General features: G+C 59.4%; 14 protein-coding genes. 3 read left to right on the plus strand and 11 right to left on the minus strand.

The window, feature by feature from the left end; genetic code table 11:
* Positions 1-72: 72 nt before the first annotated feature.
* The 5 genes from B2S33_RS17860 to icmH form a co-directional block, all read right to left on the minus strand.
* On the minus strand, positions 73-1,275 hold the full coding sequence (locus B2S33_RS17860; RefSeq protein ID WP_050438002.1) for a DUF6708 domain-containing protein: 1,203 nt from the start codon (positions 1,273-1,275) through the stop codon (positions 73-75).
* The gene (locus B2S33_RS17865; RefSeq protein ID WP_042139571.1) at positions 1,275-3,881 is read right to left on the minus strand and encodes a T6SS effector BTH_I2691 family protein; all 2,607 of its coding nucleotides are present in this window, start codon (positions 3,879-3,881) and stop codon (positions 1,275-1,277) included. Before B2S33_RS17865 ends, B2S33_RS17860 begins: the two co-directional genes overlap by 1 nt.
* The gene (locus tag B2S33_RS17870) at positions 3,869-4,771 is read right to left on the minus strand and encodes a DUF4123 domain-containing protein (RefSeq protein ID WP_288650751.1); all 903 of its coding nucleotides are present in this window, start codon (positions 4,769-4,771) and stop codon (positions 3,869-3,871) included. Before B2S33_RS17870 ends, B2S33_RS17865 begins: the two co-directional genes overlap by 13 nt.
* Positions 4,768-6,954: a type VI secretion system Vgr family protein gene (locus B2S33_RS17875; RefSeq protein ID WP_140174241.1), complete on the minus strand. Its 2,187-nt coding sequence runs from the start codon at positions 6,952-6,954 to the stop codon at positions 4,768-4,770. The genes B2S33_RS17870 and B2S33_RS17875 overlap by 4 nt, the downstream gene beginning before the upstream one ends.
* 116 nt (positions 6,955-7,070) lie before the next feature.
* Positions 7,071-7,799: a type IVB secretion system protein IcmH/DotU gene (gene icmH / locus B2S33_RS17880; protein ID WP_414707733.1), complete on the minus strand. Its 729-nt coding sequence runs from the start codon at positions 7,797-7,799 to the stop codon at positions 7,071-7,073.
* Between the two features lie 624 nt (positions 7,800-8,423).
* On the opposite strand from icmH, the gene B2S33_RS17885 reads away from it, so the two are divergent.
* The gene (locus B2S33_RS17885; protein ID WP_028687497.1) at positions 8,424-9,170 is read left to right on the plus strand and encodes an SDR family oxidoreductase; all 747 of its coding nucleotides are present in this window, start codon (positions 8,424-8,426) and stop codon (positions 9,168-9,170) included.
* A gap of 16 nt (positions 9,171-9,186) precedes the next feature.
* Here B2S33_RS17885 and B2S33_RS17890 read toward each other — a convergent pair whose 3' ends face one another.
* The 4 genes from B2S33_RS17890 to B2S33_RS17905 form a co-directional block, all read right to left on the minus strand.
* Positions 9,187-10,830 carry a PAS domain-containing sensor histidine kinase gene (locus B2S33_RS17890; protein WP_050587321.1) on the minus strand — a complete coding sequence of 548 codons (1,644 nt, stop codon included), beginning with the start codon at positions 10,828-10,830 and terminating at the stop codon, positions 9,187-9,189.
* Between the two features lie 484 nt (positions 10,831-11,314).
* Positions 11,315-12,724 (minus strand): GntR family transcriptional regulator MpaR, encoded by a 1,410-nt coding sequence (mapR, locus tag B2S33_RS17895; RefSeq protein WP_027914888.1) that lies wholly within the window; start codon positions 12,722-12,724, stop codon positions 11,315-11,317.
* 49 nt (positions 12,725-12,773) lie between these two features.
* Positions 12,774-14,177: a cytochrome c oxidase accessory protein CcoG gene (gene ccoG, locus B2S33_RS17900; RefSeq protein ID WP_288650752.1), complete on the minus strand. Its 1,404-nt coding sequence runs from the start codon at positions 14,175-14,177 to the stop codon at positions 12,774-12,776.
* Between the two features lie 120 nt (positions 14,178-14,297).
* A complete protein-coding gene (locus tag B2S33_RS17905; RefSeq protein ID WP_059183964.1) occupies positions 14,298-14,537 on the minus strand; it encodes a DUF3203 family protein in 240 nt (79 codons plus the stop codon).
* 275 nt (positions 14,538-14,812) lie between these two features.
* On the opposite strand from B2S33_RS17905, the gene B2S33_RS17910 reads away from it, so the two are divergent.
* Complete coding sequence (locus B2S33_RS17910) at positions 14,813-15,319, plus strand: MgtC/SapB family protein (RefSeq protein WP_028687493.1); 507 nt, start codon at positions 14,813-14,815, stop codon at positions 15,317-15,319.
* A gap of 533 nt (positions 15,320-15,852) precedes the next feature.
* On the opposite strand, the gene B2S33_RS17915 is transcribed toward B2S33_RS17910, so the two are convergent.
* Together B2S33_RS17915 and B2S33_RS17920 are read right to left on the minus strand one after the other, a co-directional pair.
* Positions 15,853-16,752 carry a hydroxymethylglutaryl-CoA lyase gene (locus B2S33_RS17915; RefSeq protein ID WP_027914892.1) on the minus strand — a complete coding sequence of 300 codons (900 nt, stop codon included), beginning with the start codon at positions 16,750-16,752 and terminating at the stop codon, positions 15,853-15,855.
* Positions 16,753-16,771: 19 nt separating this feature from the next.
* On the minus strand, positions 16,772-17,170 hold the full coding sequence (locus B2S33_RS17920) for a MerR family transcriptional regulator (RefSeq protein WP_288650753.1): 399 nt from the start codon (positions 17,168-17,170) through the stop codon (positions 16,772-16,774).
* 227 nt (positions 17,171-17,397) lie between these two features.
* Here B2S33_RS17920 and ggt point away from each other — a divergent pair, with 227 nt between their 5' ends.
* Positions 17,398-19,188 (plus strand): gamma-glutamyltransferase, encoded by a 1,791-nt coding sequence (gene ggt, locus B2S33_RS17925; protein WP_288650755.1) that lies wholly within the window; start codon positions 17,398-17,400, stop codon positions 19,186-19,188.
* Positions 19,189-19,220: the final 32 nt, after the last annotated feature.

A 19,220-nucleotide genomic window follows, 5' to 3' on the forward strand; every position in this document is an offset into this window, starting at 1 on the left:
TGGCTGGAAGCAGCGTTCAGTGAATAACCCATGTGGAGTGATCATAGCCAAGAGAAAAACTTCAAGTTGATATCAGCCCGATGAGCCGTCCGCACGATGTGTTTCACCGGAGATATCGTTTTGTAGGCACGCGGTGGCAATTTCGGTCTTTGGCTTACGGGTAGAGGTGCGTTTCTTTCTCTGCGGGCGTTTGCCTGGGCGAGTAGCCCATAGGTAAGCGTTTTCACGCAACCGTGCTTGGATAGCGGGTGGATAATCATCAAGTGTGGTCAGCGGCGGGACGGGTTTTCCGGGCAAACCGGCTTCACGAATGATCCTGGGCCAGCGCGGTTTCCAGCACAGCATCAGGCTTAGCCAATGGCCGGTGCCGATGATCAGGAAGGCGGGCGAGATCAAGACCAGGCCGAGTTTGGTGATTCGAGAGGATTTTCGAAAGTAGTGGGTCAGGCCTTCGAATTGAGGCGTGAAGGCTTGCCAGGGCCAGGGAAAATGCGAGGTGATAGACGGGCGCGGCAGGCCCTCAGGGCCCTCGTCCATGAAGCGGCGGATGAACTCCCACTCGGATTGCTGCTCCGCAAAGTTGTTGGAGGCTTTGCCGACGTGGACGAGTTCTGGATGAAGTGTGCCGGTGAATGAAGGCGGCCATAGGAGTTCCAATGGAAGGCCTACGCCTGCGGCTGTAGCGTATTTTTTATCTGAGCCACTGGAGGTGACGCCGTGCCAGGGAAGTGTGGCGATACCCCCACAGGACGTCGGACGATGCAGGTAGACCTGTTGGGTAATTCGGTTGAAGCGTACTAGCAAATGGCGGGATGTGAACATTTCCAAACGTGAAATACGTAAGCCATATTTTACGTAAGGTATGAAAATCAATAGCGCCAAGCTGGTACTAAATAGCGCTATGAATAGCTGGGGTCCGTATGACTCATCCTGAACGCTTTTATCCATTTCCAACAGTCGCATCAACGATATTGCCGCCATGTATAAGAAAGATGCGGCCGTACCTATGACAGTAGCGGAAATCAGGCTGATAAGTCCGCGTTTATCCTCCCACATGCCACTGCGTATTTCCAGAACGTGCTCGTTATAAATATAAATTGGTCCGCGACTTTTAGGGATATTGCTGGCTGATTTCTTCGCGGCCTCAATCATTTCCTGATCGTCGCTTTCATACACGATTTTTTTTCTGGTTTTTTTATGTCGCTTTTCGAAAGCTTCGCGCTCGTCCTTCGGATCGGTGTAGGCAAGCCATGTAAGCCACTCAAAAAGGTACACTAGGTGGTCTCCCAGATTGCGCTGAACAGGTCTTTGAGTTCTTCTGAGTCTTCGGCATAACCTTTGTCAGATAGTTGAATGCGAAAGCAGCATTTGTTGCACCATTTTTCAAGGGCGTCTTTGTCGATAATAAGTAAGACGGTACTGCTAATGAGCACGATGGCGCCTCCGAACCAGCTCAGGCGACTAAGCCAAAGCATGGCAGCATTGTTCGCGGCCAGTCGTGCTGATAATAGTGACAGCGTAGTGCTTAAGCTACTTGTGTATGTGCTTTTGACGCTGATGGATAGCCAACTTAGAAGCGCACTAGCCTGGGAAAACGCTATTCCTCCTTGTCCCGTGAGTAAGGCAAGAGTAGCGCCTATCCTGGCGCCATAAGCTGCTACTGATAACTGTTCAGATTTAGCTTGTGCATCAAGGGCATCGGAATAGTCCCACCTAATGCTTATGATTCCCCCCACCGCCGCCAAACCAGCCCCCCACAACCGATACCGTCCCAGGCTAACTTGCGCGCCCCGCGCAGTGACGCTGTTCCCACCAACACCCCTGAGTGTCAGTTCAGTGCCCACTGCAAGCAGCTCCATCCCCGCAGCCGCACTGGTAAATGCGGCCGCAGTCACTTCGCTCCAGAAGCGTCGGTCCTTGTCATCCCGTCTGCCTTGTAACAACAGCAGCCCGGCCTCCAACAGCAGCAATCCGCTGGCGACCCGCAAGCGATAGAACTGATTCCCGTGCACCCCGTTCAACGTCTCGGCATAAGCTCGATCAAGCCGGCGCACGATGGGGGCCGCGACGCGACCGGGCGAGGGCGTTTTACCGTCCAGCGCCTGCTCACTCAAGCGCAGTTCCACGGCTTGCTTACCCAGTGAGGCAATGAGGTAGGTGCTCAGGCGTCGATACAGCAACCGGTCAGTGCTACCGGGCGCACCTACTGACAGGCTCTGGCGCCCCAGCTGCCCGAGCCAGGCCAGCGCGCCAGCAGTGTTGGTGGGGCTGTGTTGCGTGAGCTGGTCCAGGTGGCTGTCCAGCCGGCTGAAGTGTGCGGCGAGCTCTTTGGCTTGTTTGAGGGCCGCCTCCAGTTGAAGAATAGGGTCGCTGCCCGGTGCCAGTGCGTCCAGCGCTGTGCGTGTCTGCGCAAGCACCTCTGCGATCTCGCGCTGATTATGGACAAACGAGCGCAGCGCCAGGTTGTCGGGGGTGATAGCGTCGGCGCGCCACCATTGAGCAAGCAGCGCTGCGCCGGATGGCACGCCTTCGAGGCCGGCTACGCACAGCCCTGTCTGGTGCGCAAAGCACAGGCCATTGGCAGGGTCGTTTTCGTCGTAGTGGGCAAGTGCGTCCACCAGCGCGGACGACTTCAACCATGCGAGGTGATCTGCCGCTCTGGACTCGGCGAGACGTTGGGCTTCGGCGCTCTGCGCCTCAAACACATCAAGGTGCTGGTACATACCTTTTAGGTTAACGAGTGACAGATAGCGCTCTTCGAATTGCTTGGCAAATTCTCCATTTTTAGCGCGCGTTTCGAGTTTCTGCCTTTCAAGTTCAGCGGCGCTGTCCAGAATGTGCTCTTTAGCTGTTGCCCACCACTCGGCCATGTACCGTGGAACCGCCTCGTCGCTGCCGAGATAGCCGCGCATCGCCTCTCTGCGGCGATCGACCATTGCGGCAACCTTCCGCTCCGTGAATTGCTGATGCAGTTCGGTGAATGTTTGCGCAACCAACACCTTTCGCTCGTTACTAGGGCCACCGCTCTCAGTGCTGGCTTCCAGCCAATGCTTGAGGTGTTCCATGCCAGCGTTGCGCCAGGCATTGAGTTCCTGGGTAATGCCGATGGCATCCTCCACCACCACGGCAACGCCCCGTGCTTCAGGTTTACTGCCCAAGGGGCCCAAGGCTTGGCGGGCCGCCGCCAGCGAGCTGATGCTTGGTGTACTGAAGACCTGAGCGTCCAACAGCGTGCGCAACACGTCGTTGGATTCCGCGGCAAAGTCGGCGACAAGGTTCAACTGGTCATGACGTATCGTGTAGGGCCTGGGCATTGGGCAGCTGGGGCTGGCGAAGGGCGCTATGTCTACGGCAGGCAGCAGGTCGCGTCGACGCAGCAATTGCCGCTGCGCCGCGATGGTCAACGGATCGGGGCTGTAGAACAGGCGAAGCTCGAGCAAGTCGTCGAGATCATGAACCGTGAATGCCCAGGTCATAGCGCGCACGACATCCTGGAATGTGGAGATGCCAGGCGGTTTTGGCTCTGGATGTTCAGGGTCGAAGAGCGACAGGGCGCCGTTCGCGGCGATTCGGTAGGGAGGGTGAAGGCTGTATTGCCCACTGAGCCTGCGCTTTTCCATGACATACAGGAAACCTTCACGCAGCGGGCGAATGGCATAGTCCGCCTGATGCAGCGCGGCGGTGCGATGCGGGTGGCGCAGGTGTTGAGGCAGAGTAGGGAGCTGCTGACGCTGGTGGGGATTACCGCCCACGGCGGCATAGCGTAATGGCAGAACGGTGAAGGTGCGGGTGCATGAGACGGCGGGCCCTATGGATAAAGGGTCTTGCAAGGCTTCGCAGTTCTGCCGATTGATTTCCATCAGCATCTTCAGATCGAACATGAGGGCCCCTGGCGAATTAGACGGTGCAGGTGTGTTTGAAGGCGTTGATCAAGGGGCAAGCTTTGCTCGAGCGACTCCTTGACGGCGGTCTGCCAGATGGGCTCGAGTGTCAATCTGTCGCCAAGCAGGGCGAAATGGGTGACGTAGGTGATCAGGTCTTGCTGCTCGATGAACCCAGCTTCTCGCGCAGCCTTGAGGTATTTACGTACTCTCCCCAGGCGGACGCTGTGGCACTGTTTGGCTTGCCCACTGACGGTCAGCGAGGTTTTCAATTGATCGGCAAGGCGATGTTCGGTGGGGTCTACTGCCAGCGCTTCCCAGCACGCAGCGTCCAGCGTGAGGTCTTTGAGCGCTTGGGTGGCCGGCCTGTCGCCGCCCATCAGGCAGCCCCAAATTTCTTCATTGGCGTCCGGATAAGGCACCCACCAACTGTGGATCGGAGCGAACCATTCGACGAGTTCAGGCAGATCCTTACGGCCATGCAGCACGCGCAGGCAGTGTTCGGTGTGATAACGCAGTAAATAACGTTGCCCGTCAGGTCCCAGCACGGTATTGGCTTGCGCCAGGTGCGAGGCCAAGGCAGCAGTGGGCAATGCGCTGACGATCCAGCCGCATATGGCATCGGCTGCTAACTCGTTCAATTGCCAGAAAAGGTTGGATTGGCTTTGTACTGTAGCCTTGCCTTTGACGGCATACAAACCGATGCCGCACTGACGCACGTTGCTAAATTCGGCTTGTTGCATCAGGGGGTGCAGTATTCTGTGATCACGTGGGACAAGGCGTTTTAACTGTTCAGGGCCTAATGTGGAAAGTTCGAGAACGGCGCTAAGTTGGTAGCGTTCTGCTTGTCGCAGAGGAAGAAAAAGTTTTTTGGACAAGGTGTTTGTCATGACGGGTTCCCCTCCAGGCGAACGACATTCCGACCTTCTGTGATTGCTTTCAATAAACAGCTGATGCAGATGGCTTCACCAGGCGTTGGCGTGGCACGGATGGCCAGGTCATGTGAACGCCCTGTTGGGGTTTGTGCGACCGGGCCTTTGATGTTGATTGCAATGGCGTCAATGGTAAGGCCGCTGCCGTCGAGCCTTAATGTTGCGCCGGGTGCCCTGATGGTCAGGCTTTCTGATGCCTGGAGCTCCAAGACTTGCGTCCCTTGGCGAATCGCTTGCCCTGCCCGTAGCTCGACATGACCGGCGACGTGTTGCTCCAGGTGGCCGCCAATTTCTATCGAATGATTGGCTGTGGTCTTGTCATAGCGATTGTTACCGACTTGCTCCGTACGATCTTGTGCCACGTTGAGCACGCGATGACGTCCGATCTCAAGTACATCATCCTGGCCGATCTGGCAGTGATGATCTTTCCCAACGTTCAAACGTTGATCGTTGCCCACGTCCTCGTGTCGGTCATGACCGATATCGATGTGCTCATCCCGCGCTACACGTTCACACCTGTCGTTCCCAATCTGCGTCGTCTCATCGTGCTTGACCACATTGTTCTGATCCCTTTCGGCATGGATGAACACCTCCTGGCGTCCCAGTTCATCCTCGAAGCGCAGCTCATTGAAGCCGTCACCCTTGTGGGTCTGGCTCTTGATGGTCATGCGGGTCTTGTGCTCAGGCAGGTCGTAGGGCGGCAGCTGATTGCCACAGTACGTGCGCCCGGTGATCATCGGCTGGTCAGGATCACCGTTGACGTACTGGATGATCACGTCCTGGCCGATTCGCGGAATGGCCATCGAGCCCCAGCTGCCACCGGCCCAGCCTTGTGACACCCGCACCCAGCAGGAGCTGAATTCGTTGTTCTCGCTCTCGCGATCCCAGGGAAAGCTGACCTTGACCCGCCCCCACTCATCGCAATAGATCTCTTCGCCCTTCGGCCCGACCACGGTAGCCATGTGCGGGCCGTCAATGCGCGGTTTTGCCAGAGGCGAGGGTCGCCATTCGATCCTGCCGGGGACCAGGACGGCGCTCAGCGCGTACTGCGTGCTCTGCTCGGCATTGGTCGCCTCTTCCTGCAGGCTGGTGAGCTGACTGCCTTGGTGAGTGACCGTGTTCACCCGCCAGTGCGCATTGAGGTCGCGTCTGGGGTGACCGGTCAGCGTGAAGCTCAGGCCCGGTTGCAGGCGCACATCATCACCTTGCACGTGCGCCAGCCGCACATCGTGACGCAACGCCATGACCCGGTTTTCCGTGAACGGTTTACCTACGGCATCGCGCTTGTAGCGCCCTGGATAGTCGAAATACTCGTAGTCCCTGGATTGGTGCTCCAGGAACGGGCCCGTGGCCCTGTGTTCCTGGCGGTAGGCCGGGTTGGTGAAGGTGTAGTCACGCTGAACCTGGCTTGCCGTGCGAACCTGTTCGCTGTAGTTCAAGCGGCGCAAGCAAAAAACCGGTTGGTCCCCACCGCTGTTGGCGTGGTACAGGACGGTATGGGCGCCCAAGGGCTGATCGTCCCCGTGAAAGCCATCGTCTTCATCGTCGGCAGTGACGGCGCCATGGCTGATCAACCCCAGTGACAGCAGCCGATCGGTGATGATCAGCGTGTGCTGTTTTTCACTGTGGGCGAAGCGATAGACGAAGCCTTCTTCGGCTAAAAGGCGTGCGATGAACGCCAGGTCCGTCTCGCCGGCCTGAACGCAGAACTCGCGGACCTGATGGTCCAGGCTGGCGTGGATTTCGTACGGGTCGATGCCTTGGCGCTTAAGCATCAGCGCCAGTATTTGCGGCACGTTCTTGTGTTGGAAGATACGCCAGTTCGAGCGCAGGCCGGCGCGGGCCAGGCGTGGCTCGACCAGCGCATGATAGTAGGTGCGGTGGAAGCCGCTTTCAGCCTGGGTGAAACGGCTGACCAACCCGTGCACGTAGCGCACGGGACGCGCGCCGTTCCAGAGGGTGAACAGCACCGGCTTGTCGAGCAAATGGCCGAAGTCGATGTCCTGTTCGTGGCTGATCAGCTGCAGTTCGAGGGTGAATGGCTGACTGATGCCTTCATTGAGTGTGAACGACACCACTTCGAATTCCGCATCGCCAACCAGGGGTTGGAAGCTGTAACGCAGGTCAGATTGGCGAGGCATAAGCGATCCTTGTCTGCCGGTCGAGATTCAAACTATCCAGGTAACCCTGGCTGCCAGGGGCACGCCAGTGGGGTCAGGCGATCCGGTTGCGCCAGTTGTTGGCGTCTTTCTGCAACTCACTGCTGCAAGATGCCGTTCAGCGAACCCAGCACCTCAGTGGTAATCAGGTGCAGCCGGTAGCTGTAGATGCTGTAGGCCACGGCCATGGCCCCGGCAGATACCAGCAATGGGCTCCACGACGGCCATTGCCGGCGCATGCGTAAGTTACGGGGAGTCACATGGGGGTAGGGATCGCACACGTGTTCTGGCGTGGGTCCGCGCAGTTCACGGATGGTCCCGTGGAGTTGGTGGATAAGGGCGTTCAACGACGCCTCACCGTTCGGCGCAATGGCGTACCTGCCCTTGAGGCCCAGGCACAACGCGAAGTACATGAACTCCAATGCATCCAGATAACGCTTGGGTTCTTGCATCAGGCGCGAGAGCACGGTGAAGCACTTTTCCCCACCCCAGATTTCGTCGTGGAAGATGCTGAGCAGGGGTTCCTGGCTCCAGCAACTGGCTTTGCCCCAAGGCCGTTCCATGACTGCTTCATCGATGTACAGACACACGCCGTAGGAGTACGCGAGCAACTGAGCGTGCTCGTAGCCGTGCTGGCGCATTTCTTCCCTGATGGTGTGGATCTGGTTGCGTGCCTGTTGATGCACGGCCTTGATGTTCGGCAGTGAGTCCAGTATGCGCAGGCGAATCATCAGGCCGAACAGGGGAGCGGCGGCATCCAGCATGGGGTTGGCATAGCCGCCGCGTAGTTTAAAGTCGGGGTCGGCGCGGTAACCCTGCGAAGGCATTTGTGCCTGTGCGCGCGTGTTGGGGGCAGTAACGGATCTTCCTGCCGCCGTTCCTGGCTTAGCCATCGCATCGAAAAGGCCCGTGTTGTCATCCTGACGATCGTCACTCGCATTCCTCATCTCACCAACTCCTCTTTGCCTGGAACGATCGTTGCTGCCGACCGTTGTCACGGAGCTGATGGAAAGTTGCCGGCCTCTGGCAGTCGAAGCAGCGTTGGGCATCGTGCGACCCCCCGTTGCTGAAGTCGTGACGCTGCGTACGGGTTTGTTCCATGGCAATGGCTCTGTGTGGACGGTCATGCACACCGCGGCGATTGGGTGATCAGGACAGTGTTCCAGTTGCCATCTTTTATATTATTAATTGCTGTTTTCGTCGCGCAGGGATGTTCTTAACATATCGTAGGAAGTTTCGTTGTGCGACGCACTTCCTATAAGCGTTCTTGGACTTCAATTTTGGTGTTGCCGACAACGCACGCTTATCCTGCGTAAGGTTCAGTCGATCACTTCAAGCACTAATGCCCAACTGAAAATTCGCCTGCTCATTCCCATCACCGCCCGCTTAACTGGCAACCTACTTAAATGTCCTCTATCGTCAAACCACAGCCTCAACCTATTCGACACCTTATGAACCCTGTCATCCTGATTACCGGCGCCAGCCGCGGTATAGGTGCTGCCACTGCACTGTTAGCCGCCCGGCATGGCTACCACTTGTGCATCAACTACCTCAGCAACGATGAAGCTGCCCAAGCCATCCTCAGCCAAGTCCGTACCCTGGGTGCCAAGGCTATTGCCGTGCGCGCCGATGTCAGCAGCGAAGCCGAGATTATCGCGATGTTTCAGCGTATAGATAAAGATCTGGGGCCTATCGCGGCCCTGGTAAACAATGCCGCCACCATCGCTCCCCAAACCCGTCTCGAGCACATGACCGAGTCGCGATTGCTCAGCATGATGAAGACCAACATCGTCGGCCCCATGCTCTGCACCAAGCACGCCGTACTGCGTATGGCCGCACGACACGGCGGAAATGGCGGGGCCATCGTCAACGTCTCATCCCTGGCCGCCCGACTCGGGTCGCCGAACGAGTACATCGACTACGCCGCCTCGAAAGGAGGGCTCGACACGTTCACACTGGGCCTTGCCAAAGAGCTAGCTGCGGAAGGTGTAAGGGTCAACGGGGTCAGGCCCGGTTACATTCATACAGGCTTTCATGCGCTTTCGGGTGACCCAGATCGGGTCTGCAAACTCGAGTCCGGGTTGCCCATGGGCCGAGGCGGGCGGCCCGAGGAGGTGGCCGAGGCGATCATCTGGCTGCTGTCTGACAAAGCTTCCTATTCGACAGGTACATTCATCGACCTAAGTGGCGGAAGATAACCGGCCGCCCGCATCATCAAACGCGCCTGTTCGAGCCAGCGTCATGGCCGGCCAGCAGCAGGGCCACCTGTTCGACCAGCGCGGTCAGTGCAAAGGGCTTGCACATCACTGCACCCCTACGCGACATGGCGACGCCCTGTTCATCGGCATAGCCAGTGATGTAGAGCAGGGCTGCCGAGTCGGGCAGGGCGGTTTCCAGCTGCTTGCCACTGACTCTGCCTGGCAAGCCGATGTCGGTGATCAACAGCGACGGCTGCAGGCCGGCCCTCAAAGCTTCCAAGGCCTGCGAGCCTTCTGCAAAGGCGCGCACCTCCATCCCTTGATCAATCAGCAGTTCCTCTATCACCAGACGCAACGTGTCTTCGTCCTCCACCAGCATGACCAGATGTTTATCCTGCCGGGAGGGCCAGGATGGCGTTGGTACGTTGGCAATGCTCAGCGCGATCTGGCCTGTGTCCTTGGGTAGATAAAGGTCCACACACGTGCCTTGCCCCGGCGTGCTGGTGATCTTCACCTGACCGCCGGATTGACGAATGAAGCCATAGACCATGGGTAGCCCCAGTCCCGATCCCTGGCCAAGTGGCTTGGTGGTGAAAAACGGCTCCATGGCACGTTCTGCCACATCGCTGCTCATTCCCACGCCGGTGTCACTGATAGAAATCCTGACGTACTCGCCTACAGGCAAGTGAAGACGGTCGGCCAGCGAAGGCTGCACCCGCACGTCATTGTTGCGAATGTCCAGCATCCCGCCTAACGGCATGGCGTCGCGTGCATTGATGCACAGGTTGAGCAACGCGTTTTCCAGCTGGGAAGGGTCGACCTGGATAAGCCAGTGTCCAGGCGTGGTGTGGTCCTGGAACTCGATGCTGGCGTGCAACGAGCTCTTGATGAGATCGTGCATGCTGGTCACCAACGCATGGACGTCGACCGTCTGTGGGGTCAGTTTTTGTTGCCGGGCGAAGGTCAGCAGGCGTTGCACCAGGGTAGCCGCCCGCTTCGTATCCTGCCTGGCCAACCCGATGAGCCTGGCAACATCCGGATAGCGACCTTCGGTCTGCCGCTGAGCGGCAACCTCCAGCGCACCCATTATGCTGCCGAGCAAGTTGTTGAAGTCATGGGAGATCCCGCCAGTCAGCTGGCCGATGGCCTCCATTTTCTGGGACTGGCGCAGGGTTTCTTCCACTTGCTCAAGGCGCTGCTGCTCAGCGACGCGCTCGGTGATGTCATAGGCGAACATGAAACCACCCTGCACGACCTGGTCGGCATCGAGCAGCGGGTTGTAGCGCACCTCGTAGTGACGGACATCCGATTGCAGGCCAATGGCAACGGTGTCCACGAAAGACTTACCCGCCATGATCCTTGGCCACAGCCCGCTCAATTGTTTGACGATATCCGGCTGGTCGGCGATGAAGTCGGGGATGTACTCACCAACCCTGGGCACCAGGCCGCGCCACCGCTTGAAGGTTTCCTGCGCGGTACGGTTGATCGCCAGCAGCCTGAAGCTGCAATCGGCCGCGAATACGTTGGCAACGCTGTGATCGACCAAGTTGCCCAGCAGCTTGCGACTGGCAAGCTCTCTGTCTACTTGCTGTGCCAGTTCCTGGTTGAGCGCCTGCAACTGATTGACGTCAGCGTTTTCGTCGGGCCTGCCGGTGAACAGAACCAGCAATGTTCGCTCGCAGGCGGGCTCGAGGCGGCTGACTTTCAAGGTCAGCCAGCGATTCGAGACCGCCAGCCGCTGTTCGAAGTGCAGGGGCACACCCGTGCGAGCCACCTCGGCGAAATGTGGGAGCCATTGGTCCACTTCGTCAGGAATGGTTTGCCTTGCGGTCAAACCCACCTCTTTGACATGAAGAGTGTGGCGGGCGCAGGCCTCGTTGTACATCAGGTAGCGATAGTCATTGAGTTGGCCGTGCTCATCCTCAAGCACTTGCAAGATGCACAGGCCTTCATCGATTTGCTCGACGACGGCGTCATACGCAGCAGCCTTCAGGCGCAGCTGCTCGTGCTCGGCCTCGAGCTCAAGCAGCCTGGCCTGTAAGGCTGCGCGGTCGTCCAACGTCGTTTGTGATGTCATGCGGGCAATTGGGCTTGGAAATTTCGACAACTATAGCCGTGTGTGCATGAGAGGTTAAAGGCACAACTCAGAAAGAACGAATGATCCGCCCCAGGGTGGCCATTGCCTGTTCGGCACCTTCGTTCCAGGGACTGCCATAGTTGAGCCGGATGCAGTTGCCGAAGCGCCGGGTGGGCGAGAAGATCGGCCCCGGGGCAATGCTGATGCCTTGCGCCAGCGCCATGTGGAACAGCTTGAGCGCGTCCATCTGTTGCGGTAACTCCAGCCAGAGGAAATACCCCCCTGACGGTTGACTGACACGTGTCTGTGCCGGAAAGTGACGCCCGATCGCTGCCAGCATATTGGCTTGCTGGCCTTCGAGGGCATACCGCAACTTGCGCAGGTGCCGATCGTAGCCACCGTGCTGCAGGTAGTCGGCGATGGCAGCCTGGGCCGGCATCGAGGCGCAGAGCGAGGTCATGAGCTTCAACCGCTCGACCTTCTGTGCGAACCGCCCAGCGGCGACCCAGCCGATGCGATAGCCCGGGGCGAGGCTCTTTGCGAAGGAGCCGCAATGCATGACCAGGCCCTGGGTATCGAATGCTTTCGCAGGCTTGGGGGCCTGCTGGGCATAATAGAGCTCGGCGTAGACATCGTCTTCGATCAGGGGCACTTGATGGCGAGTCACCAGCTCGACCAACGCCTGCTTCTTGGCCTCCGGCATGCTCGCGCCGACCGGGTTCTGGAACGTGGTCATGCACCACACCGCCTTGACCGGGTGTTTTTGCAGCGTTTGGGCGAGCACCTCCAGGTCCATGCCATCGCGGGGATGTACGGGGATTTCGACGGCTTTGAGTTTGAGCCGTTCCAATACCTGCAGGCAGGCATAAAATGCGGGCGCTTCGATTGCAACCAGGTCACCTGGCTGGGTGACAGCTTGAAGACAGAGGTTCAAGGCCTCCAGTGCCCCGTTGGTGATCAGCAGTTCTTCCATCGGCAGCATCAGTCCGCCGACCATGTAGCGCAGGGCAATCTGCCGTCGCAGTTGCGGGTTGCCGGGCGACAGATCCGTGACCGCCACCCGAGGGTCCATGGCACGGCTGGCGCTGGCCAGTGACCGGGACAGGCGCTGGAGAGGGAATAGCGATGGGCTCGGGAAGGCTGAGCCAAAGGGTACCGTGTTGGGGTCTTTGATCGAGTCGAGGATGGAAAAGACCAGGGCACTTACGTCCACATCGGTGGACTCGCTGATCGGGTGCAGCGCTTGAGGCTCGCTGAATTGGCGAGTCGCATGGGCATTGACGAAGTAGCCCGAGCGCGGCCTGGCGCGGATCAGCCCACGCCGCTCCAGCAGGTAATACGCCTGGAATACCGTGGAGGGGCTGACCCCGTGCGTCTGGCTAGCGTACCGCACGGAGGGCACGCGCTCACCAGGGCCCAGTACGCCGGAGCGAATGAGTTCGGCGATGTCGTCGGCGAAGCGTTCGTAACGTTTCATTGTGGCCTTCTGTCGAAGCCTGGCAGGCAAGAAAAGTGGAGTGTAGGCGTCATCGGTTCATGGGCGCCACGAAGCGGCTGTGCGCAACGCTGCGCACCGAATCGTCGTCGCGTTCGCTGATTTCGAATGTAAGCGGCACCGCACTGCTTTCGGGTCGGTCGGCCAGCATCGCCACGGACACCGGCATTTCGCTCATGTCGCCGGCGGGTACAGTAAGCGCTGTCTGCCCCTGCAGGGTAAAGCCCTCGGCATCGAGCAACCGAAGCGCGTAGTGTTGAGTGTGCTCGGTCTTGTTGATCACCTTGAGCAGGTAGATGTTCTCGATCTGACCCATCGCATTTTCGCGGAACAGACCGCGGTCTTTGATCACATCCAGCGATACCATCGGCCGCAGGTACAATGCCACGCACAAGGCACCGATCATCACCAGCAGTGCTGCGGCGTAACCGAGCAGGCGTGGCCGTAGCCAGTGCGTAGTACCCCCTTGCAAGCTGTGCTCGGACTTGTACCCGATCAGCCCGCGTCGGTAGCCCATCTTGTCCATCACGCCGTCGCAGGCATCGATACAGGCCGCGCAGCCGATGCAGGCCATTTGCAAACCGTCGCGAATGTCGATGCCAGTAGGGCACACCTGCACGCACAAGGTGCAGTCGATACAGTCACCCAGGCCCTGGGCGCGGGGGTCGCTGCCTTTCTTGCGCGCGCCACGTGCTTCGCCACGGCGCGGATCGTAAGCGACGGCCAGGGTATCCTTATCGAACATCACGCTCTGGAAACGGGCGTAGGGGCACATGTGCAGGCAGACCGCTTCGCGCAGCAAGCCGGCATTGAAGTACGTGGCCGTTGTGAAGAACAACACCCAGAACAGCGCTACGCCGCCCAGTTGGAGTGTCAACAATTCGGCCGCCAGCGGACGAATTGGTGTGAAGTAGCCCACGAAGGTCATGCCGGTGACCAGCCCTATGGCCAGCCAGAGCGAGTGCTTGGCGATGCGCCGGGCGGCTTTGTCCACGCTCCAGGGGGCTGCGGCCAGCTTGATGCGTTGGTTGCGGTCGCCTTCAGTGACTTTTTCGCACCACAGGAACAACCAGGTCCAAGTACTTTGCGGGCAGCTGTAACCGCACCAGACGCGCCCGGCGTAGACGGTGATGGCGAACAGGCCGAACGCACAAATGATCAGCAGCGCCGAGAGCAGGATGAAGTCCTGCGGCCAGAAGGTAGCGCCAAAGATGTGGAATTTGCTGTTCTCCAGGTCCCACAGCACGGCCTGGCGGCCGTTCCAGTTCAGCCAGGCAGTGCCGAAGAACAGGGCGAACAGGGCGCCGGCGAAACCAATGCGCAGGGTGTGAAACAGCCCGTTGAAACTGCGCGTGTGGATGGCGGCTTCGCGAGTGCGCCGGGAAGGATTGGCAGGAACAGCGGCGATCACTGAGTAAGGCGTTCTATCGGTCATGGCTCCGTGCTCTTCTAGCCTGAATCAGGCCTGTGCACTATGGCCTTCACTCTGCTAGCAGCACAGGCTCAGCCTTGGCGATAAAAACCATATCAGTTGCGCCGCATGCCGTGCATCCCCCTATATGATCGAGCCTGGCGCGGTGCTCTTCAGATGCCTGCGGCTATCGACCGCACCGGCCACCGTCAGGGCATCTGCCTCTAATTCGGTGATAGGCGTGCGCATCTCGGCCAGTACCGCCACTGACATGCGCATTTGCTCGTCAGTCAAGATCTCGACGTCGCAAGCGGCGCCTTCAAGACGTTGCTGATCATTGATGAGCGTGCAGCGTTGGGTTTGGGCATCGATTTCCACTGGCATGACAAGTCTCCTGATGTGATTCGAACGGTTGACCGCAGGGTATTGGACATCGTTGCACCCTTAGGCTCAACGGCACTTTGCAGAGGCACTCAGGGTCCATGAATGTGAAGAGGGGATGCTGGGCCCGGTGTTGGGTGCAGCTGTGCAGCCCATTGCCGGCAAGCACGATCGTATGGGGGCCGTGGTTGGTGTATTAGCACTTGGGGCAAGCATGGCCCTGCCACCTAGGCACCTGACGTTCGCCAAGCAGCCAGCCTTAGAAGAGAACGTACAGGATGGAAACTATCTGGCACGCGATCCAGATCGAATTTGCAGACGTGACCGATGCGCACGAGGTGACACGCATTCTTGTGCGTTTGTTGATGGCAGCGTTGCTCGGCGCGGTATTGGGGTTCGAGCGGGAACATCGGGGCAAGTCTGCCGGGGTGCGCACGCACATGCTGGTGTCGCTCGGTGCTGCGCTGTTCGTGCTGGCGCCCAGCATGGCAGGCGCCGACGAACAGGCCCTCAGCCGCGTGATCCAGGGCATCGTCGCCGGCATCGGTTTTCTGGGGGCGGGCACCATCCTGAAAGGCAACGGACGGGACACCAGCCACGTGAAAGGGTTGACGACCGCCGCTGGCCTCTGGATGACCGCCGCCATAGGCACTGCCGCTGGGATGGGCCGGGAGGCCACCGCATTGATAAGCACGGTGCTGGCGTTGTTGGTGTTGGGCACGATGCCACTGCTGGTCGAGAAGGCCGAGGGCAAGCACGAAGAGAAGCAGAAGGAGGAGGGATAAGCACTAAGGGGAGCCGAAGCTCCCCCCAAAGCGTTGCTGCTTGCTCTTTTTATTATTAGGGCTGGCCTGTTGTTGTTTTTGTCAGCCTGCCCGGGTGGTGCAAGGCCCCCATTCGGGGCCAAGAGCAAACGTATTTTTTTGAGCGCTGACCGACCTTCATCACGTACGATCCGAGTTGGCTGCTGCTACCTGGAGGTAGTTTTGTTGTTCTGTGCCAATTCGCGGGGCTTGCCCCAGGAACGCGGGTCGACTCCAAAAAAATCTGCTTGCTACGCCTCTGCCGTGTTGTTCTTGTTCTGTCAGAGCCGTTCTCTATTATTTTTATTGAGTGATGCTTTGTTGTTCTTGTTATGCAAGAGATATAGCAGTTCGCGTGCCAGGTTTTAAAAATCCTTTTGAATCAATGGGATGAAGAAATTCGCAAAAGCGCGACGTCGGTAAAACCACACCAGATGTTTCCGTGATACCCGTATCTGGCCTCGTCTTCGCTAAGCGGTAACACTTCACCCACACGGACGTGACACCTTGATGACCTAGCGCGTCTGCCACGCACGTGCAACGCGCGATCCGTTAGCCCTTCCCAACACCGTGCTGATGCGCTGCCCGGCCTCGATCAGGCGTTGCAGGTCGATACCGGTCTCGATGCCCAACCCATCAAGCAGGTAAACGACATCTTCGGTTGCGACGTTACCCGTCGCGCCCTTGGCATAGGGGCAGCCACCCAAACCCGCCACTGAGCTGTCGAATATGCTGATGCCTTCAAGGAGGCTCGCATACACGTTGGCCAGGGCTTGGCCGTAAGTGTCGTGGAAGTGCCCCGCCAATTGCGCGCGGGGTATATGGCCCGCCACCACCTCGAACAAGCGTCGGACGTCACCAGCAGTACCGGTGCCGATGGTATCGCCCAGCGACACCTCGTAGCAGCCCATCTGGTGCAGGGCGCGCGCCACCGGCAGCACCTGCTCCGCACGGACCGAGCCTTCGTATGGGCAGCCGAGTACGCAAGATACATACCCACGCACCCGCACACCCTGGGCTCGCGCGGCCTCGATGATGGGTTCGAAACGTTCCAGGCTCTGCGAGATGGAGCAGTTGATATTGCGCTGCGAGAACGCTTCTGACGCGGCGGCGAATACCGCCACCTCCTTGACGCCCGCCGCCACGGCATCTTCGAAGCCTCGCAGGTTGGGCGCCAGGGCTGCGTAGGTGACGCCCGCACGCTGCTCGATACTCGCGAACACCTCGGCCGAACCGGCCATTTGCGGCACCCACTTGGGTGAAACGAAACTGCCCACTTCGATGTAGGCGACGCCAGACGCTGTCAGGTCGTCCACCAGCCGTACTTTGTCGGCAACAGGGATGGGCTGGGCTTCGTTCTGTAGCCCATCGCGAGGGCCAACTTCTACCAGACGAACTTTTTCAGGCAAGGACATGATGAGGTTCCTGTAACGGTCAACCGTGGTCTTTATTGGCAAGCGTGCAAGCCAGCGCCTGTTCACAGCGCTCCTGGGCAGTGTCCAGTTCGAGTTGCATCTGGTGGATGTCGAGCATTTGCTGTTCCAGTTGGGCGCGCCGCTCGGCGATCTTGGCGAGCATGCTGTTGAGTTGCTTGAGGTTGCCGCCCGATGGGTCGTACAGCTTGATCAACTCACGGCATTCTGCCAGCGAAAAGCCGATACGCTTGCCCCGCAAGATAAGTTTGAGGCTGACCTTGTCCCGCGCCGAATAGATGCGTTCAAGGCCGCGTCGCTCGGGACGAAGCAGCCCTTGCTCTTCATAGAAACGAATGGCACGCGTGGTGATGTCCAGCTCGCGGGACAGGTCGGAAATGCTGTAAGTCTGGGTACTCATACCAGGGCTCTGGACAGGATATGCCGCCATCCTGAAGCGTGCTTTACGTATACGTCAAGGTGAGCGACAGGAATCGAACCGCGCAACAACCGCGTGAGCGTCGATGGTCCCGGGCGTTGCAGTCGCGTTATCCTCGCCCAGCCAGAATGCTTACCTAAAAGCGTCAGCGCCCCTTTTCGATTCGACAGCCTGGCATCGATGCCAGGCCCAACGCAGGAAGCGGCTGTATGAACCCTCTCTTTGTATCCGTCAGCGCGCTGTGCCTGAGCCTGTCCTGTAACCTAGCCCAGGCCAGGCAAGTGCTGCCCGTAGCACCCGAACTTGGCTCCGGTTATCGCGCCGGCTTGCAGCCGGTGGCAGCCAAGCGTCATATGGTAGCAGCCGCCAACCCGCTGGCTAGCCAGGCTGGACAACGCATCCTTCGCGCCGGGGGCAGCGCGGTGGATGCGGCGATTGCGATGCAAATGGTACTGACACTTGTCGAACCCCAATCGAGTGGGATCGGCGGCGGTGCATTTATCCTCCACTGGGACGGGAAAAAGACGCAGGCATTCGATGGCCGGGAAACGGCGCCGTCACAGGTGACCGAACGGCTGTTTCTCGACGACAAAGGGGCACCCATACCCTTCAGGTCAGCCCAGATAGGCGGGCGAGCGGTGGGGGTGCCAGGCGTACTGCGGGCCTTGGAGCTGGCCCACAAGCAGCACGGCGTCCTGCCCTGGCAAGCGTTGTTCCAACCCGCCATCGAATTGGCCCGTACCGGGTTCCCAGTCTCGGCACGGCTACACGCGCTGCTGGAGGCTGACCCCTTCGTGGCCAGGTCGCCCAGCATGGCTGGCTATTTTCTGGACGCGACGGGGCGCCCGCTTGCGGTAGGCACACGACTGCGTAACCCCGCACTTGCCGACACATTCGAGCAGATCGCGCAGCACGGCGCGCAGGCGTTTTACAACGGCGAGGTCGCGCAGGCCATGGTGGCCGCTGTTCATAACCACGCTAACCCAGGGTATCTGTCCATCGATGACCTGAAGCACTACCGCGCCAGCGAGCGTGAACCTGTCTGCGGGCCCTACAAAGCTTGGCAGGTATGCGGCATGCCACCCCCATCCTCCGGGGGCGTGGCGGTATTGCAGACCTTGGGCATACTGGAGGCATTGCAACGCAGATCGGCCAGGGACGATCTAGCCCACCTCACACCCGTCCCCTCGACCACTGCTGCCACCTTGGAGGCGCCAGCACGCGCCGTGCACTTGGTTGCCGAAGCCGAACGACTGGTGTATGCCGATCGCGCCCAGTATCTGGCCGACAGTGACTATGTACCCGTTCCGCTCAAGGGCCTGCTCGACCCGGGCTACCTGGCACAGCGTGCCAGTCAGGTGGGTGAGCGCAGCATGAACAAGGCCAGCCCCGGCTATCCGAAGGGTGCGCTGTTGACGCTCGCGCCTGACCGATCGCCACCGCGCATAGCCACCTCCCACGTAAGCGCCATTGATGACCAAGGCAATGCCGTGGCCATGACCACCTCGGTAGAAGGCGCATTCGGCTCGCACCTGATGGTCAAAGGGTTCTTGCTCAACAACCAACTGACCGATTTTTCGTTCGTGCCCCGGGAACAGGGCAGGCCAGTGGCCAATCGCGTTCAGCCGGGTAAGCGACCCCTGTCAGCCATGGCGCCAACGTTGGTGTTCTCCCGAGGCAATGGGGCGTTGGTGGCCAGCCTTGGCTCGCCCGGCGGCTCGCAGATCATCGGTTACGTCAACAAGGCACTCATCGGGTTGCTGGACTGGCGGCTGAACCCCCAGCAAGCCGTCGGTTTGCCCAATTTCGGCAGCCGCAACGGCGCAACCGAGGTGGAATCAGGGTTGACCAGCGCTGCGTTGATCCGCCAGCTCGAGGCGTGGGGCCACACGGTAACGCCAATGGACATGACCAGCGGCCTGCAAGTCATTTGGCGAGCTGGGTCAGACTGGTCGGGGGGTGCCGACCCGCGCCGGGAGGGCGTGGCACTGGGGGACTAAGGCCAGCGTTGCGAGCTGTACAGGCGCGTGCT

This window comes from Pseudomonas sp. UBA5568, assembly GCF_002425525.1.
In the GTDB taxonomy this organism is placed as follows: domain Bacteria; phylum Pseudomonadota; class Gammaproteobacteria; order Pseudomonadales; family Pseudomonadaceae; genus Aquipseudomonas; species Aquipseudomonas fulva.

What these genes read in the sequence shown, in the direction of transcription:
- B2S33_RS17865 (WP_042139571.1), bottom strand. Translation starts at nt 3,881, where the DNA reads ATGTTCGATCTGAAGATGCTGATGGAAATCAATCGGCAGAACTGCGAA.
- B2S33_RS17870 (WP_288650751.1), bottom strand. Translation starts at nt 4,771, where the DNA reads ATGACAAACACCTTGTCCAAAAAACTTTTTCTTCCTCTGCGACAAGCA.
- B2S33_RS17875 (WP_140174241.1), bottom strand. Translation starts at nt 6,954, where the DNA reads ATGCCTCGCCAATCTGACCTGCGTTACAGCTTCCAACCCCTGGTTGGC.
- icmH (WP_414707733.1), bottom strand. Translation starts at nt 7,799, where the DNA reads ATGCCTTCGCAGGGTTACCGCGCCGACCCCGACTTTAAACTACGCGGC.
- B2S33_RS17885 (WP_028687497.1), top strand. Translation starts at nt 8,424, where the DNA reads ATGAACCCTGTCATCCTGATTACCGGCGCCAGCCGCGGTATAGGTGCT.
- mapR (WP_027914888.1), bottom strand. Translation starts at nt 12,724, where the DNA reads ATGAAACGTTACGAACGCTTCGCCGACGACATCGCCGAACTCATTCGC.
- ccoG (WP_288650752.1), bottom strand. Translation starts at nt 14,177, where the DNA reads ATGACCGATAGAACGCCTTACTCAGTGATCGCCGCTGTTCCTGCCAAT.
- B2S33_RS17905 (WP_059183964.1), bottom strand. Translation starts at nt 14,537, where the DNA reads ATGCCAGTGGAAATCGATGCCCAAACCCAACGCTGCACGCTCATCAAT.
- B2S33_RS17910 (WP_028687493.1), top strand. Translation starts at nt 14,813, where the DNA reads ATGGAAACTATCTGGCACGCGATCCAGATCGAATTTGCAGACGTGACC.
- B2S33_RS17915 (WP_027914892.1), bottom strand. Translation starts at nt 16,752, where the DNA reads ATGTCCTTGCCTGAAAAAGTTCGTCTGGTAGAAGTTGGCCCTCGCGAT.
- B2S33_RS17920 (WP_288650753.1), bottom strand. Translation starts at nt 17,170, where the DNA reads ATGAGTACCCAGACTTACAGCATTTCCGACCTGTCCCGCGAGCTGGAC.
- ggt (WP_288650755.1), top strand. Translation starts at nt 17,398, where the DNA reads ATGAACCCTCTCTTTGTATCCGTCAGCGCGCTGTGCCTGAGCCTGTCC.